Origin of the sequence: Jeotgalibacillus soli (assembly GCF_000829435.1) — a bacterium.
GTDB lineage: Bacteria > Bacillota > Bacilli > Bacillales > Jeotgalibacillaceae > Jeotgalibacillus > Jeotgalibacillus soli.
This window is the reverse complement of the sequence record NZ_JXRP01000009.1, coordinates 540,280-557,508: the sequence shown is the minus strand read 5'-3', so window position 1 is coordinate 557,508 and position 17,229 is coordinate 540,280. Positions and strand designations below refer to the sequence as shown.

14 protein-coding genes and 1 riboswitch are annotated in these 17,229 nt (G+C 43.8%); of the genes, 3 read left to right on the top strand and 11 right to left on the bottom strand.

Features of this window, described 5'->3' with window-relative positions; all coding sequences use genetic code 11:
• Positions 1–12: 12 nt before the first annotated feature.
• The 11 genes from KP78_RS05675 to KP78_RS05625 form a co-directional block, all read right to left on the bottom strand.
• Positions 13–1,119: a sugar ABC transporter substrate-binding protein gene (locus KP78_RS05675; protein ID WP_041086962.1), complete on the bottom strand. Its 1,107-nt coding sequence runs from the start codon at positions 1,117–1,119 to the stop codon at positions 13–15.
• 98 nt (positions 1,120–1,217) lie between these two features.
• Positions 1,218–1,326, bottom strand: a riboswitch (SAM riboswitch).
• A gap of 132 nt (positions 1,327–1,458) precedes the next feature.
• A complete protein-coding gene (locus KP78_RS05670) occupies positions 1,459–3,054 on the bottom strand; it encodes a CTP synthase (RefSeq protein ID WP_041086961.1) in 1,596 nt (531 codons plus the stop codon).
• Between the two features lie 305 nt (positions 3,055–3,359).
• On the bottom strand, positions 3,360–3,890 hold the full coding sequence (gene rpoE / locus KP78_RS05665; protein ID WP_052474633.1) for a DNA-directed RNA polymerase subunit delta: 531 nt from the start codon (positions 3,888–3,890) through the stop codon (positions 3,360–3,362).
• A 189-nt stretch (positions 3,891–4,079) separates the two neighbouring features.
• The gene (locus KP78_RS05660) at positions 4,080–4,259 is read right to left on the bottom strand and encodes a hypothetical protein (protein WP_041086959.1); all 180 of its coding nucleotides are present in this window, start codon (positions 4,257–4,259) and stop codon (positions 4,080–4,082) included.
• Between the two features lie 117 nt (positions 4,260–4,376).
• Complete coding sequence (icmF, locus tag KP78_RS05655) at positions 4,377–7,643, bottom strand: fused isobutyryl-CoA mutase/GTPase IcmF (protein ID WP_200889202.1); 3,267 nt, start codon at positions 7,641–7,643, stop codon at positions 4,377–4,379.
• Positions 7,644–7,658: 15 nt separating this feature from the next.
• Entirely contained in the window at positions 7,659–8,240 is a 582-nt protein-coding gene (locus KP78_RS05650; protein WP_422723695.1) for a TetR/AcrR family transcriptional regulator, read from the bottom strand.
• 84 nt (positions 8,241–8,324) lie between these two features.
• A complete protein-coding gene (locus KP78_RS05645; protein ID WP_041086957.1) occupies positions 8,325–9,464 on the bottom strand; it encodes an acyl-CoA dehydrogenase in 1,140 nt (379 codons plus the stop codon).
• A 56-nt stretch (positions 9,465–9,520) separates the two neighbouring features.
• Positions 9,521–10,657: an acyl-CoA dehydrogenase gene (locus tag KP78_RS05640; protein ID WP_041086956.1), complete on the bottom strand. Its 1,137-nt coding sequence runs from the start codon at positions 10,655–10,657 to the stop codon at positions 9,521–9,523.
• Positions 10,658–10,678: 21 nt separating this feature from the next.
• A complete protein-coding gene (locus tag KP78_RS05635) occupies positions 10,679–11,530 on the bottom strand; it encodes a 3-hydroxybutyryl-CoA dehydrogenase (RefSeq protein ID WP_041086955.1) in 852 nt (283 codons plus the stop codon).
• A gap of 20 nt (positions 11,531–11,550) precedes the next feature.
• A complete protein-coding gene (locus tag KP78_RS05630) occupies positions 11,551–12,732 on the bottom strand; it encodes an acetyl-CoA C-acetyltransferase (RefSeq protein ID WP_041086954.1) in 1,182 nt (393 codons plus the stop codon).
• Between the two features lie 191 nt (positions 12,733–12,923).
• Positions 12,924–15,035 carry a (Fe-S)-binding protein gene (locus tag KP78_RS05625; RefSeq protein WP_041086953.1) on the bottom strand — a complete coding sequence of 704 codons (2,112 nt, stop codon included), beginning with the start codon at positions 15,033–15,035 and terminating at the stop codon, positions 12,924–12,926.
• A 176-nt stretch (positions 15,036–15,211) separates the two neighbouring features.
• On the opposite strand from KP78_RS05625, the gene KP78_RS05620 reads away from it, so the two are divergent.
• The 3 genes from KP78_RS05620 (at position 15,212) to KP78_RS05610 (ending at position 17,176) form a co-directional block, all read left to right on the top strand.
• A complete protein-coding gene (locus KP78_RS05620) occupies positions 15,212–16,405 on the top strand; it encodes a phospholipase D-like domain-containing protein (protein WP_041086952.1) in 1,194 nt (397 codons plus the stop codon).
• A gap of 290 nt (positions 16,406–16,695) precedes the next feature.
• Complete coding sequence (locus KP78_RS05615) at positions 16,696–16,884, top strand: hypothetical protein (RefSeq protein WP_041086951.1); 189 nt, start codon at positions 16,696–16,698, stop codon at positions 16,882–16,884.
• Positions 16,885–16,888: 4 nt separating this feature from the next.
• A complete protein-coding gene (locus KP78_RS05610; protein ID WP_052474632.1) occupies positions 16,889–17,176 on the top strand; it encodes a DUF5412 family protein in 288 nt (95 codons plus the stop codon).
• The last annotated feature ends 53 nt before the right edge of the window (positions 17,177–17,229 follow it).

Sequence of the window (17,229 nt, the reverse complement as noted above, 5' to 3'; positions counted from 1 at the left end):
GGTTCTAAAGAGTTAGTTAAATGCTGCTTCTAGCTCCTGTAATGCTTCAGTATAGCCTTGATCACTTGCACCCCAGCCATCGACATATTCGCTTAGCTGCTCTGTCGTAATTTGTTCATCTGGAAGTGCCTCTTTTTCAACAAATACCGGCTCCAGCAGCACGCGTTCTACTGATCCCTCTTCGTTTAGCTGCTGGTAAGCATAACGTACTTGAATACGTCCAATATCAGTTGGATCAACAGCAGCTGATGCTACCCAAGGGCTGTTCTCCTGCTGCATCATTTGAAGGTCTTCATCACTCATATCAATCCCATATACCTTGATATCTGTACGTCCTGCCTGTTCTAGCGCACGAACAGCACCTTTTGCAAATTCATCCCATGATGCCCAAATTGCGTCAATATCTCCTTCATTCGGATATTGCTTAAGAACCGCTTCAACCTGTGCTTGTGTATCAAGGGCAGTATTTTGAGTTGCTGCTCCAAACGCAGCTACTTCATTGATTCCTGGGTTATCCTGCAAAAATTGCTGATATGCAATTTGACGGCGCTCCATTGGAGCAAAGCCTGCTACCCAGATTTTCACGATATTTGCTTCTCCATCAAAATCCTCTGCCAATCGACCAAGCGTCATATTAGCCATGTCCTGGTCACCTTGTTCGAGGACCGTAATGCCTTCAAGATCTGCATCAAATGCTACTACGGCAATTCCCGCTTCAACCGCACGATTTACTCCATCCTGAAGTGCTTCTTTCGTACCATGGTCAATGAGAATCGCATCAAACTGCTGGTTAATGGCTGCATCAATATTGGATGCCATTTTAGCCAGGTCACCGTCTGATGTGAAGACTTGTGTTTGTCCGCCAAACTTCTCCACTTGCTCTTCAACACCCGCAATGTATTGTGCCGAAAAAGTCCCTAAATTGATTTGCATAATCAAGGCAACTTTCTTTCCTGCAAGAGGATGATCCGCTTCTTCTGTTTCTGCTGCTGTTGACGCTGCATCGGTATCTTCTGCTTCTGCCTCTTCCCCTGTTTCTCCTTGAGGCTGGCATGCCGCCAAAGCTAATGTTAACAATAGAATAAGTGCTAAGATCCAGCTATTTCTTTTTGTCCCCATTCTTCATTCTCCTTCTTTTCTTTACCTATTTTAACAATCCATCCGTCGTGACAAATCCATTAAAAAACCCCTCTTCACCTAAGGGAAAAGAGGGGTTTCTCGTATCTCTCAGGATTACCATCCTGCAGGAATTAGCACCTTACCGCAAATATGCGGCAGGTTGCCGGGCTTCATAGGGCCAGTCCCTCAGCCTACTCTTTATAAGTAGCTTATTTAGTTTAAGATACATGGTTGCCGAACGTTTAAATTGCTATTGCTTGTTATGGTACTTCGTCACATAGCAAAAGTCAATAGCTTTTCACAGAATATTTCATATTATTACAACTATCGCAATAATTTTTACTTCTGCACGGTCGCCTTAATAAAGTCACGGAACAATGGCTGCGGACGAGTTGGACGTGATGTGAATTCAGGATGGAACTGAGATGCCACAAACCAAGGGTGGTCAGCTAGTTCAATAATTTCCACAAGACGGCCATCCGGGCTTGTTCCAGAGAATAGGAATCCTGCCTCTTCCATTTGCTCACGGTACTGGTTATTAAATTCATATCTGTGACGGTGACGCTCATATACGACTTCATCACCATATGCTTCTATCGCTTTTGTATTGTCATTTAGCTTACATGGATAAAGGCCAAGGCGAAGTGTTCCACCTAAGTCTTCTATGTCTTTTTGTTCTGGCAGCAGGTCAATGATAGGATATGGCGTTGCAGGCATAATTTCTGCTGAATGAGCTCCTTCAAGACCAAGTACATTGCGAGCAAACTCGATTGATGCCAGCTGCATGCCAAGGCAAATTCCGAAGAATGGTGTTTTTGTCTCACGGGCAAAGCGGATTGCTTCAATTTTCCCTTCAATCCCACGGTCTCCGAAGCCTCCAGGAACTAAAATACCATCTACATCGCTAAGCTCCTGCTCGACATTCTCTTTTGTCAGCAGCTCAGAATTCAGCCATTTTACTTCTACGTCCACATCAAACTGATAACCAGCATGCTTTAGCGATTCTACAACAGAAATATAAGCATCCTGAAGTTCAACGTATTTGCCTACAAGGGCAATTCTCGTTTTGCCTGACAGATTGCGAACTCGGTCAACCAGTGCATTCCACTCATTCATTTCCGGCTCAGGCACGTCCAGTTTTAAATGTTTGCAGACAATACTGTCCATTTTTTGCGCTTGAAGAGCTAAAGGAACAGCGTACAATGTATCTGCATCCGCCGCCTCAATAACAGAAGCTTCGTCAATATCACAGAACAAGGCAATCTTATCCTTCATATCTTGAGAAATTGGCATTTCAGTACGCACAACAATGATATTTGGCTGAATACCAAGACTGCGCAGCTCTTTCACGCTGTGCTGAGTTGGCTTTGTTTTCATTTCCCCTGCCGCTTTGATATAAGGTACAAGCGTACAGTGAATATACATCACATTGTCACTGCCAACATCGCCCTTGATTTGACGAATGGCTTCTAAGAATGGCAGAGATTCGATATCTCCAACCGTTCCGCCAATTTCTGTAATGACGATATCTGCGTTCGTTTCACGACCCGCTCTGAAAACACGCTCTTTTAGTTCATTTGTAATATGTGGAATGACCTGAACAGTTCCACCTAAGTAGTCGCCTCGGCGCTCTTTTTTCAACACAGTCGAGTAAATCTTACCCGTTGTTACATTGCTGTATTTATTAAGGTTGATGTCGATAAATCGCTCATAGTGACCAAGATCCAAGTCGGTTTCAGCGCCATCATCGGTTACAAATACTTCCCCGTGCTGATAAGGACTCATTGTCCCCGGATCCACGTTAATATATGGGTCAAATTTTTGGATTGTCACCTTTAATCCTCTGTTTTTTAGAAGTCTTCCAAGGGAAGCTGCTGTAATTCCTTTTCCAAGTGAGGAAACAACGCCGCCTGTTACGAAAATATACTTTGTCATGCTGATTTCTCCTTTCGACTCTGTGCACGTTCTATTGTTTGAATAGGAAGGGATATTTAACCGTTCTATTCGAATTCAGGGTGTTCAGGTGTGCGTTGCACGCATGTAAAAAAATTCTCTCTTATGGATGAAAAAATCCTTTCACAAACTAAAAATAATTCCTGAAAAAAACAAAAAGCGCCCCCTCCTACGTTTAAAAACGCAAGGGAGCGCGAATATCTGCGATTGTTCCTTTTTCAAGGAGCCCAGATAAAATACTACCATCATTTGAATAGATGTCAAGCAGGTTTTTGTCGAAAAAAGAGTTATTTAAGGTCGTCCTTGTCGTTGTCCAGGTCGTCCTCATCTTCATCCTCATCATCATCTTCGTCCAAATCGAACTCATCTTCTTCGATTAAATCCTCATCGAAATCTTCATCGTTGTCCTCATCATCGTCTTCATCGACAAGATCTTCGTCCAGCTCATCGAATTCAAGATCCTCATCATCATCAAGATCGTCATAATCAAGATCATCAGCAAGTACTTTTTTCTTTTTCTTTTTCGCTTTAATCGCACTTGTAATATGTTCATCTTCAGCTTGATCAAGCGGGTACCAGGTACGCAGCCCCCAACGATTTTCACCTAATGCGATAAAACGTCCGTCCATATTTAAATCTGTATAAAATTGAACCATACGAGCTTTAACTTCTTTATCTGTAAAGCCTAGAAGTGTTTTCCACTCTTCCAGCATTTGTTCAAATGTCATCGGCTCATGACGATCAACAAGTAAATAGTGCGTAATCTCAATAAACGAATATTCACGTAGTTCTTCTTTTGATAGGTTCTTAAGTTCCACTATGTGCACTTCCTTTCTGAAAAGCATAGACAGCTTGCTCAGCTGCCAAAGCTAGACCATTCCCAATTTCAATAGGATATTCCTTCATACTTCAAAAAAAAGAGAATCTCTCTTTTGCGTGAAAGCATAATATTCATTATAACCAAACTAATGGCCTTTATGCCACATCTTCTCACTTGAAAACTCGAATTAATCGTTCGACTCTTTTTTTCTCTTAATTCGATCTTTTTTCGCTTCGATATAAGCCAGGTAATATAGCACGAATGAACAGATTAACAAAGGGATGGAGCCAAGCATACGGTTATATAAATAAAAGACGAGAGCAATAAGGATGATTAACGTTCCGTATGTAATAAATGTTTTAACCATTGGCACACACCCCAGCCTGTAAAATGTCAATCGAATGCAATCCGCTTCTTATTCAACCATATTATAGCTTAAATGAAAAAGCCTGGGGCAGAATACCTCCTGCACCAAGGCATATTTTTACATATTCCGGCGGTATTGTCCACCCACTTCGTATAAAGCATGTGTAATTTGCCCTAGACTTGCCACCTGAACCGTTTCCATCAGTTCAGCAAAAAGGTTGCCCCCTGAAACAGCCGTTTCTTTTAATCTGGCAAGTGCTTCAGCCAAATCATTTTGGCGCGAAGCATGGAACGTCCGGAGGTTGTTGATTTGCGTTTCCTTCTCTTCTGTCGTCGCACGCGCTAATTCCATGCTGTTCACGTCATCTTCGGAAGGAGGATTGGGATTTAAATAGGTGTTCACTCCGATAATTGGCAGCTCTCCTGTATGTTTTTTCATTTCATAATACATGGATTCTTCTTGTATTTTTCCTCGCTGATACTGTGTTTCCATCGCTCCCAGCACCCCGCCGCGATCATTGATGCGCTCAAATTCCTGCAGCACCATTTCTTCCACAAGATCCGTCAGCTCTTCTACGATAAAGGAGCCCTGGAGAGGGTTTTCATTTTTACTTAAGCCGTGTTCTTGTGTAATAATCATTTGAATCGCCATCGCCCGTCTTACTGAATCCTCTGTTGGTGTTGTAATGGCTTCATCATAGGCGTTTGTATGCAAAGAATTACAGTTATCCTGCAGAGCCATCAATGCCTGCAGGGTTGTACGAATATCATTAAAATCAATTTCCTGTGCATGCAATGAGCGTCCTGACGTCTGGACGTGATATTTCAGCTTTTGACTGCGTTCATTTGCTCCATATTTATCCCTCATCACGATCGCCCAGATGCGGCGTGCTACTCTTCCTATCACGGTATACTCAGGATCCAACCCGTTTGAAAAGAAGAATGACAGATTCGGTGCAAAAGAGTCGATCTCCATTCCTCTGCTTAAATAATATTCTACATACGTAAAGCCATTCGCCAGTGTGAATGCCAGCTGGGAAACCGGATTAGCACCCGCTTCCGCAATATGATAGCCTGAAATGGATACAGAGTAATAGTTTCGTACTTTATGGTCAATAAAATATTGCTGAATATCCCCCATCATCCGAAGAGCAAACTCGGTTGAGAAGATGCATGTATTTTGACCTTGATCTTCTTTTAAAATATCCGCTTGGACCGTCCCCCGCACGACTTGCAGTGTCTTTTCTCGAACATTCGAAAACTCTTCCACCGATAAGAGCCGCCCCAGCTCTTCTTCTTTGCGCTTCACCTGCTGGTCGATGGCCGTGTTCATAAACATGGCTAAAATAATCGGTGCAGGTCCATTAATGGTCATCGAAACAGAGGTTGAAGGTGCACAAAGATCGAAGCCGTCATACAGCTTTTTCATATCATCAAGCGTACATATGCTGACCCCGCTTTCGCCGACCTTGCCATAAATATCAGGACGATAATCCGGATCCTCCCCGTACAAAGTAACTGAATCGAAGGCTGTGCTTAAACGTTTCGCATCGTCGTCCTTTGACAGGTAATGAAAACGGCGGTTCGTGCGTTCTGGTGTTCCTTCTCCTGCAAATTGGCGTTTTGGATCCTCTCCAGACCGTTTAAATGGAAAAACACCTGCTGTAAATGGAAATGAGCCCGGAACATTCTCTTTTAACACCCATCTCATGATTTCACCGTAGTCCGCATATTTTGGAAGCGCCACTTTTGGAAGCGAAAGACCTGACAGACTTTTTGTCGTTAATTCTGTCACCATTTCTTTTCCTCTAACACTGCTCGTGAATTTATCTTTTTCATATAGCTCTTTTTTTGCTGCCCATTCATTAAGCACTTTTTTCGTTTCAGGTGTCAGCTGCTCGAGCACTTTATCTTTTAGAAGTGTCAAAGGTTTAGTCGAGTCTTCATCCCCTTGTTCCTTGAGCGCTTCAATTGAACCTTCAAGCTGGAACAGCCGGCGGGCAAGCTTAACCTGCTGTTCACCCTGTGAATGATAGCGTCTGACGGCTTCTGAAATTTCACGCAGATAGTAGCGCCGATCATTCGGGATAATGACATTTTGCTTTTCAACCTCTGCTTTGGTCGAAAAAGCAGTTGCCCAATGAAGCTGTGTCTTTTCGTTTATCACCTTGATCAGCGCTGCAAAAAGAGCATTCGTTCCTGCATCATTGAACTGAGAGGCAATCGTTCCGAAAACAGGCATATCATCCAAATCGCGGTCAAATAGCATATGGCTTCGCTGATATTGCTTTTGCACTTGCCGCCTTGCATCCTCAGAGCCCTTTCGTTCAAACTTATTTATGACAATTAAGTCTGCGTAATCAATCATATCAATTTTCTCAAGTTGGGATGGGGCACCAAATTCGCTTGTCATGACATACATGGAGACATCGGCGATTTCAGCAATTTCCGCGTCGCCCTGGCCAATTCCGCTTGTCTCAACAATAATTAATTCAAATTGAGCAGCCCTGACGACGGCAATCGCATCTCTTATTGCAAAAGAAAGCTCACTTTTTGATCCTCGTGTGGCCAGGCTTCTCATATAGACCCTGTCCGAGAAAATCGCATTCATCCGTATCCGGTCTCCCAGCAAAGCGCCGCCTGTTTTTTGCTTCGTTGGGTCAATGGAAAGAATGGCGACTTTTTTATCCGGTATTTCATTAATAAAACGCCGAATCAATTCGTCCGTAAGCGAGCTTTTTCCTGCTCCACCGGTACCGGTGATTCCGATCACCGGCGCTGTGCCTCCGATATTCTTTACATCATTCATGATGTTTTCCCATACTTCTTGGTCGCTGTCATCTGCGTTCATTCTATATTCAGCCAGTGAAATGAACTTAGAGACCACAGTCGTCTTGCCATCCTTCAACTCTTTGAGCTGAGCTGTCATCGATTTCTCAACGGTTTGGAAATCGCATTCCTGAAGCATTTGGTTGATCATCCCCTGAAGACCGTTCAAACGGCCGTCTTCAGGAGAGAAAATACGGGCAATTCCGTAATCGTGAAGCTCTTTTATCTCACGAGGAATAATTACCCCTCCCCCTCCTCCATAAAGGCGTATATGAGGGGCTCCTCTTTCCTTTAACAGATCGTACATGTATTTAAAATACTCTACGTGTCCGCCTTGATAGGAAGAGATCGCGATGCCTTGAACATCCTCCTGAATCGCAGCATTCACCACTTCTTCCACTGAGCGGTTATGGCCGAGGTGAATCACCTCGGCTCCGCTCGCTTGCAGAATTCTCCTCATGATGTTAATTGATGCATCATGCCCATCAAAAAGACTAGAAGCCGTGACAAATCGCACATGCTGCGTTGGTCTGTAAATTGGTGCACTCACATCCATTTTTTATTCCCCCTTTTATTTGACCGTATAATATCCCTTTATTCCCTGGAACAGCAATTCCGTTTGCCGCACAATATATTCATCAATCGTATACGTTTTCTGCAAAGCCCATCGTCTAAATCCCCACATTTGTCCCTGCACAAAAATATTTTGTGCGAGAAGGTGAATTTGACTTTCGTCCATGTGAAGCTCCCCTTGTTCCACACATTGACAGATTAGTGTTTCAAACATTTTAACCATCTCAAGCTCTTTTTTCAGCACATACGGCAGTGCATCCTTAGATAAGGATTTTGCTTCCTGATACATCACCAGTACCTCATCCTGCATTTCATCCACGACCTTGAAATAGTGAGCAATCCCAACAGTCAGGTTGTGAATAGCTCCTCCGCTTAAGTCCACTCCCTGAAGCTGGCCGCGAACCTCGTCATAAATCCGGTCGCAAACTAAATAAAGCACATCTTCCTTTGTACGAATGTATTCATAAAGTGTGCCGATGCTGAATCCCGAGGCTCGAGCGATCTCTCTTGTCGTCGTCCGGTGGAATCCCTTTTGTTTAAAAAGCGACACAGCTCCACGAATCATTTGATCTCGACGCATTTCAACCAATCGTTCATCCTTTACTGACGATTGGACCTCTCGCCGTTTGTCCAAATGCATCAGCCGCCTTCCAATTAAGATTGCTTACTTCGTGACCATTCTACCAATGACCAGGCGCTGAATTTCCTGTGTTCCTTCGTAAATCTGCGTGATTTTTGCATCACGCATAAAACGCTCCACCGGATAATCCTTCGTATATCCGTATCCGCCAAAAATTTGAACCGCCTCTACTGTAACCTTCATCGCCGTGTCCCCCGCAAGCAGCTTTGACATGGCAGATTCTTTTCCATATGGAAGTCCTTCTGATTCAAGCCATGCAGCCTGATAGGTTAATAGACGAGAAGCTTCAATGCCCGTCGCCATGTCCGCAATTTTAAAGGACACACCTTGATTCGCTAAGATCGTTTTCCCGAACTGCTCTCTTCCCTTTGCATATTCAATTGCTGCATCCATTGCTCCTTGTGCAATTCCAACTGCTTGCGCTGCAATTCCGTTGCGTCCGCCGTCCAGGGTCATCATGGCAATTTTAAAGCCCTGTCCTTCTTCTCCGAGAAGATTTTTAAGCGGGACTTTGACATTTTCAAAGATTAATTCTGTAGTTGGGGATGAGCGTATCCCAAGCTTTTTCTCTTTCTTCCCGACGGAAAAGCCATCCCAGCCCTTTTCAACAATGAACGCGCTGATTCCTCGCGTCCCCTGCTCGGCATCTGTCACTGCAAAAATAATGTACAAATCAGCAGCGCCGCCATTTGTAATCCACACCTTGGATCCATTCAATAAATAGTGGTCATCCTTTTTCACCGCACGTGTTTTCATGGAAGATACGTCAGATCCTGCGCCCGGTTCTGACAGACCATATGCCCCAAGCATTTCACCCTGAGCCAGCGCACGAAGATAGTGCTGCTTTTGCTCTTCTGATCCAAATTTATAAATAGGCCAGCTGGCCAATGATAAATGTGCTGAGAGCGTAACTCCTGTTGAAGCACATACACGTGATAACTCCTCCACTGCGATAACATACGCTAAATAATCACTGCCGATTCCCCCGTATTCTTCCGGCCAGGGAATTCCGGCCAATCCCAGCTCCGCCATTTTCGTGAAAATCCCGCGATCAAAGCGCTCCTCTTCATCTCTCTCTGCCGCAGTCGGCGCCACTTCTTTTTCTGCAAAATCACGGACCATTTTCCGAATCATTTCATGCTCTTCTGTCAGTTGAAAATTCATTTTTATTCCCCCGTATCTCATTCCAAAAAATTTGTAATCGTGTCGTTGACCTTGAATTAACGCGTTACATGCTTACTAATAACAATTCGCTGAATTTCACTTGTTCCTTCATAAATTTCACATATTTTCGCATCACGGAATAAGCGTTCGACTGGATAGTCTTCTGTGTAGCCATTTCCTCCAAAAACTTGAACGGCTTCAATGGCATTGTTCATGGCAGCAGTAGAAGCAAAGAGCTTCGCCATGGATGCTTCCTTTCCGCAAGGCGTTCCTTGTGAATGCAAATAAGCAGCTTGATAGACTAAAAGACGCGCCGCTTCTGCTGCTGTTGCCATATCGGCAATCTTAAAACCGATTCCCTGCTGCATGGAAATAGGCTTTCCAAACTGCGTGCGTTCTTTCGCATAGCCAACCGCATATTCATATGCTGCTTCAGCAATGCCAAGCGATTGAGCAGCAATGCCGATGCGTCCTGTGTCTAGATTGGCGAGGGCAATTTTAAAGCCTTCTCCCTCTTTTCCAAGCAGGTTTTCTGTCGGAATCTTCATATTGTCAAAGGTTAGCTGAACCGTTCTAGAACCGTGCAAGCCCATTTTTTCTTCGTCTTTTCCGATCACGAGACCTTGAGTGCCTTTTTCCACAATAAAAGCGGAAACCCCCCTCGTACCGGCAGTTGGGTTAGTAGAAGCAAAAACAATATACGTATCCGCTTCTCCTCCATTTGTAATAAACATCTTCGAGCCGTTGAGAATGTAATAGTCTCCCTTTTTTACCGCACGGCTTTTCATGCTGGCCGCATCTGATCCTGCTCCTGGTTCCGTCAGACAAAAAGCCCCCAGGTATTCACCCTTCGCAAGCTTCGTGACATAGCGCTGTTTTTGCTCTTCCGTACCAAAATAAAGAATCGGGTTCGTCCCAACCGAGGTGTGAACCGACAAGATCACCCCGATCACCGCACTCACCTTCGATAGTTCATGCACAGCAATGATATAGGAGGTATAATCCATTTCTGATCCGCCGTATTTCTCCGGTACCGAGATCCCAAGAAGACCGTGAGCAGCCATTTTTCGAATGATTTCCCGAGGGAACTCTCCCTGTTCCATTCGTTCAATAAAGGGAGCCACTTCTTCTTTCGCAAAGTCACGGACCATTTTTCTCATCATTTCTTGTTCTTCCGTGAAGCGTAATTCCATCTGATGCTCCCCCCAAGGTTGTTATTCGTATATGTAGAAGCCCCGTCCAGTCTTCTTCCCAAGCCAGCCTGCTTTTACATATTTCCTCAGCAATGGACACGGACGGTATTTGCTGTCACCAAAGCCTTCATGCAAAATTTCCATAATGGACAAACATGTATCAAGTCCGATAAAATCAGCGAGCTCAAGAGGCCCCAGTGGATGGTTCATACCGAGCTTCATTACATCGTCTATCGCTTCTTTGGATGCTACGCCCTCAAAAAGCGTATAAATGGCCTCATTGATCATGGGCATCAGGACTCGATTGGATACGAAGCCTGGAAAATCATTCACTTCAACCGGTGTCTTATTCAACGATTTTGTCATTTCTTCGACTCTTGTATAGACCTCGTTCGTTGTGGCGAGCCCGCGAATAATTTCTACCAGTTTCATCACGGGAACCGGGTTCATAAAGTGCATGCCAATCACTTTTTCAGGGCGTTTTGTCGCGGCTGCAATCTCAGTGATCGGCAGTGATGATGTGTTGGTTGCCAAAATAGCATGAGCGGGTGCAAATTTATCAAGCTTTTTAAAAATCTCTGTTTTGACCGTCATATTTTCTACTGCTGCTTCTATAACTATGTCTGCACCTGATGCATCGTCAAGATTGGTAGAGCGGATGATCCTATTTAAAGCAGCTTCTTTTTCTTCAGTTGTTAATTTTCCTTTTCCCACCTGACGAGAGAGGTTTTTTTCCATTACTGTGAGTCCCCGGTCAAGTGAATCTTCCTGCAGATCATTCAGCAGTACATCATAGCCTGCCTGTGCACAGATCTGGGCAATACCGCCGCCCATTTGTCCTGCTCCAATGACCATCACCTTTTGTATCTTCATTGCTTTCCCTCCCGGTTTCGCTATTTTACTTCGATCATGACCGCATCCCCTTGACCCGTTCCGCTGCAAATGGCTGCAATCCCAATCCCTCCGCCTCGACGCTTCAACTCATAAGCAAGGGTTAAAATGATTCGTGCACCGCTCGCTCCAATCGGGTGGCCTAACGCAACTGCTCCCCCGTTGACATTCACCTTGGACTCATCCAGATTCGCAATTTTGGAGCTCGCAAGTGCCACAGCTGAGAAGGCTTCATTGATTTCAAAAAGGTCGATCTCTTCAAGCGATTTCCCCGTTTTATTTAATAGCTTGTTAATCACTAATCCCGGCGTTTGCGGGAAGTCCTTTGCTTCTGTCGCCACTTCTGCGTGTGCAAGGATGGTAGCGAGTGGCGTGCGTCCCTCTTGCTCTGCCCGTTCGTCACTCATCAGCACCATTGCGCATGCGCCGTCGTTAACTCCAGGTGCATTCCCTGCTGTAATCGTGCCGTCTTTATCAAATGCTGGATGCAATACAGAAAGCTTTTCAACAGATGTATCCTTGCGCGGTGCTTCATCCTGTTCCACGATGATCGGATCTTTTTTGCGCTGCGGCACTTCGACCGCGACAATCTCTTCCTTCAATTTCTCTTCTTCCATCGCTTTTACCGCATACTGGTGACTTCTATATGCCCATTTGTCCTGTGCTTCTCTCGTTAATGAAAACTCCTCTGCCGTTGAATTGCCGTAAGTCCCCATATGCACGCCCTCAAAGCAGCAGGTCAGCCCATCATGAACCATCATGTCTTTAATCACCGCATCTCCCATTCGAAGACCTGAGCGTGCTTTGTCTATAAAATAGGGTGCGTTGGACATGGATTCCATTCCTCCAGCGATGATGACGGATTCATCTCCTAATCGAATAAGCTGATCTCCCAATGTGACGCTTCTCATGCCTGAAGCACAGACTTTATTAATGGTTTCCGTCTTTACCTCCCATGGTATCCCGGCTTTTCTAGCTGCTTGCCTGGAAGGGATTTGTCCCTGCCCCCCTTGAAGAACTGTCCCCATAATGACTTCATCAATATCCTCTGCCTGAATGTTCGCACGTGTTATGGCCTCCTTAATAGCAAAGCCCCCAAGGTCTGCAGCAGTAAACGACGATAAAGCCCCTCCAAATTTCCCAAAAGGTGTGCGCGCCCCATTTATAATGACTGTTTTAACCAAGATACTCTCTCCCCTTTGTTGTTATTTATTCGTTCGAATGCTATCCGACTGAACGCTCGCTCAATGGCTTTCCAATAGAAAAGGGACAAGAGAAGTCCCTGTCATTTCCATTGTAAGCGATTACACAAATATGCGACAAGGGGGTTAAGCAGAATTTTATTTACGAATCTGCTTAACCCCATAGTGCTTTTTTATGCGATTACTTGCTCTCTCGCCTTGCCGATCACGCTAAGTTCAAGAAGCTCTGCGACATCATATGTGCCCACCGTTTCTTCAACCTCTTTTGCTTTTGTTCCATCGGATAGCATGGTCAGACAGTATGGACAGCCTGAGCTAATGACAGAAGGGCCGACAGCAAGCGCCTGTTCTGTTCTCGCTACGTTGACGCGGTGGCCTTTATCCTCTTCCATCCACATTAATCCTCCTCCAGCTCCACAGCACATACCGTTTTCACGATTACGCTCCATTTCAATAAGCGTAACACCCGGAATTGATTTGAGGATTTCACGCGGCGGATCATACACTTCATTGTATCTCCCTAGATAGCATGAATCATGGAAGGTAATCTTCTCATTTACTTCATGCATCGGATTTAATCGTCCTTTTTCTAAAAGCATCGCCAGAATTTCTGTATGATGGTAAACTTCAGCTTTTAACCCGAAGTCAGGATACTCATTTTTAAAGATATTGTATGCATGAGGATCAATCGTAATGATTTTCTTCACGCCGTTCTTTTCAAACTCGGCTATATTTTGAGTCGCAAGCTCCTGGAATAAAAATTCATTTCCCAGTCGTCTTGGCGTATCCCCAGAATTTTTCTCTTTATTGCCAAGAATCGCGAATTTAACGCCCGCTTCATTCATGAGCTTGGCAAAGGATAGTGCGATCTTTTGACTGCGGTTATCAAATGAACCCATTGAGCCTACCCAGAACAAGTATTCAAACTCTTCTCCAGCTTTGTTCATTTCTTTAACCGTCGGTACGACCACATCCTCGCGCGCTTCACGCCAGTTTTCACGTTCCTTTCGGTTTAGTCCCCAAGGATTTCCTTGACGCTCAATGTTTTGCATTGCACGCTGTGCATCCGGCTCCATTTTCCCTTCTGTCAAAACTAGATAACGGCGAAGGTCGATAATTTTATCTACGTGCTCATTCATAACCGGACATTGGTCTTCACAGTTGCGGCATGTTGTACATGCCCAAATCTCTTCTTCTGTGATCACATCGCCGATTAAGCTTGGATGATACATATCAATCGCTGCTTCCTGTCCGCCATTCATGGCCGCAGCCGCAATCTGATTCCCTTTTGCATTTGAAAATGCAGGAACGGGCACCCAAGGACTTTGAGAAGTGACTGCTGCTCCTGTAAAGGTTAAATGATCACGAAGCTTCGTAATCAGATCCATCGGTGAAAGCATTTTGCCCGTTCCCGTGGCGGGACACATATTCGTACAACGCCCGCATTCTACGCAGGCATATAGATCAATTAGCTGAAGCTGTGTGAAATCCTGAATTTTGCCGACTCCAAATGATTCTTGTGTTTCATCTTCGAAATTAATTTTGCGCAGCTTGCCAGGATTGTCGATTCGATTAAAATAAACATTTACCGGTCCTGCAATCAAATGCGCGTGCTTCGACTGCGGCACATACACTAAAAATGCAAGCAAGAACAGCAAGTGTGCCCACCAGGCTAAATAAAATAGAGCTACCGCTGCGGTTTCACCCATCCATCCTGTTGCAAACGCGACGGCAGAGGCCACTGGTTCCGATAATGTCAGATCATGGTTAAACCAAACGAGTCCTGCACCATTTCCCACCAGCACGGAAAGCATGAGCCCACCAATAAAAATAAGCACTAAGCCGGATTTAAATCCTCGCTTTAAACGAACAAGCTTTTCGACATATCTTCTATGAAAGGCCCATACTACCGCTGCTAAAATGACCAATGTAACGATCTCTTGGAAGAAGGTAAAGATTGGATACAACGGACCCAGCGGCAAATGCGCTCCCGGCACTAATCCCTTGTAAATAAAATCAATTGCCCCCAATTGAACGAGAAGAAAACCATAAAAGAACATTACGTGAATCATACCGCTTTTTTTATCCTTCAGCAGCTTCTTTTGTCCAAATACTTGGACCATAATTTTTTTCATTCGCTCTTTTACGTTGTTATCAAACTCAGTCTTTTTTCCAAGCTTGATAAAATCCATACGCGTTTTAATTAAATAGCCAAACAACCATATTGCGTAAGCGGTTACAAGAAAGAACGCAATCCAGTTGATTATCAGTAATGTGTTCCCCATGATTGTTGCACTCCTCCTCCTTTGTTGTCGTTAAAACAAGAAATATTCTGAATTCCTACCTCCATTATATAATGAATGAGCATTCAGTCAATCGTTTTTCATGGATTTTCGTCACTTTATCCAATGGATTTTATAAGAATGGACATACTAGAGGAACTGACAGAGGGGGGATTTGGATGGAAATAATGGTGATGGCCGGAATTTTATTTTTACTTGCGCTTTGGCTTCGTCTAGACTGGCTGATTGGACTCTCTTCTATCAATAAAAAATGCCACCCCTCTATGTACCCAATTCGTCATGGAAATATTCAATTTTATGATGATGGGATGGATTGGATGAAGGTGCTGCAAGAAGATTGTGAAAAGGCCTCCTCTTCGATCTGTATTTTGTTTTATATCGTAGAGCCTGATGATGTAGGACGCAAGCTTTTGGAGCTGCTAAAGCACAAGGCGAAAAACGGTGTTCAGGTGCGATTAATGATGGACGCATTAGGTAGCCGCAAAATGAAAAAATGGATAAAGCCTTTGCAAAATGAAGGCATTGCTATAGCGATGAGCAGACCGCTGATCTTTCGCGGTTCTTTTTTCAATTTACAGCGACGCAACCATCGTAAAATTGCTGTAATTGATGGATCAATCGCCTATATTGGCGGGTTTAATATCGGTCGAGAATATGTACATCTTCATCCTGTTCTCACACCATGGAGAGACTATCACCTCCGTATAATTGGTGAAAGTGTTCAGGATGCGCTGAAAGAATTTGAAGTGGATTGGAAGCGGGATGTGAAGAATACATCCCCGTTAGAAGCCGCCAGTCCTTCGTATCCAGTTGGAGAAACTCGTCATCGCATTGTTCCTTCATCATCAGTAAAGCTTGAAGATTTTATGATCGATTTATTTGATAAAGCGGAGCATTCAATCTTTATCGGGTCACCTTATTTCATCCCGACAAACTCTTTATTTTCTTGTTTGCTTCGTCGTTTGGAAGAAGGAATTAGTTTAACACTGCTTGTGCCTGGTACACCTGACCATCCGTTTGTGAAGCCGGCCTCCTATCGTTATTTGCGCCAATTAATTGACCATGGGGCTTCTGTTTATCAGCTGGAGCATGGGTTTTACCACGCTAAGGCCTATATGATTGACCGCCGTCTTTGTGACATTGGCACGACCAACTTTGATCGGCGCAGCCTGCTTATTAACGATGAGATCAATGTACTCATAGAAGATCCGGTCATTATTGAGCAGTTGGACAAAAGCATTCAAGAGGATCTAGAGCGGTCTATTTTATTGAACAGAGAGCATCTTCGGCCTAAATCTCTAGCTGAATACGGGAAAGAATACTTAGCACGTGCATTTTCACATTTATTATGAGGAGAGCATTAAAATCATACATGCTTTCCTTGTTTTAATTTAACATAAAATATTCTAAAAATAAAAATTATTTTGATAAAATATTCAAGTAATTTGAAATGAGCCGGCTTTTAGTCTCCTTTAAAAGAGAAACCTGTTCCACTTTCACAAGTATGTAAGCTCTCTTTGGTGTGGATCTGTTTTTAAGAAGGTTTCACGATGAAAATTTTTAATATTGAATTTTTTGTTTAAAATCAAACGGCTAGGAGCATAGTAGAAAGGAACATTCTATTCTAAAATGGCAGACAATCGTGATTATCAGTCCAGCTGGAGAAGCCTGTTTTCCAGTTATACAAGGTTTTGTTGTCGTAAGAGGACAAATGATTGAAGTTGACTTGTTTCTTTACCGGTTGATTTCCGCTTCAGGCGTTCGCTCCAATCAATATCGTGTAAAATCAACCATTATCTTTAACACAGCCTGTTTCTTAAAGGAGGCATAACATTTTGAGTAGAAATATTGATACTTTTAACGAAGAGAAAATGATTTACAAGAAGATTTTGAGCTTGATTGTAATTGGAGGTTTATTATTTATTGGCCTCATTACATATGGCTTGTATTGGGCATTCTTTGATACGGATAGACCGACAACGGATCGTCTTACAGAAGCATCTCCTGATAAAAACGAAACGTTGAAAGCATTCGTTTCAAATGGCGGCGTCGCAACCTTTTATTTTATGCCCAGTCAATTAGTGTTTAACGATCAAGAAAACAAAACAGCAACTATTGATTGAAAAGACCGCAAAAATTCGGCAGCTTTTTTTTAACGCGATCAGCACACTAGCAT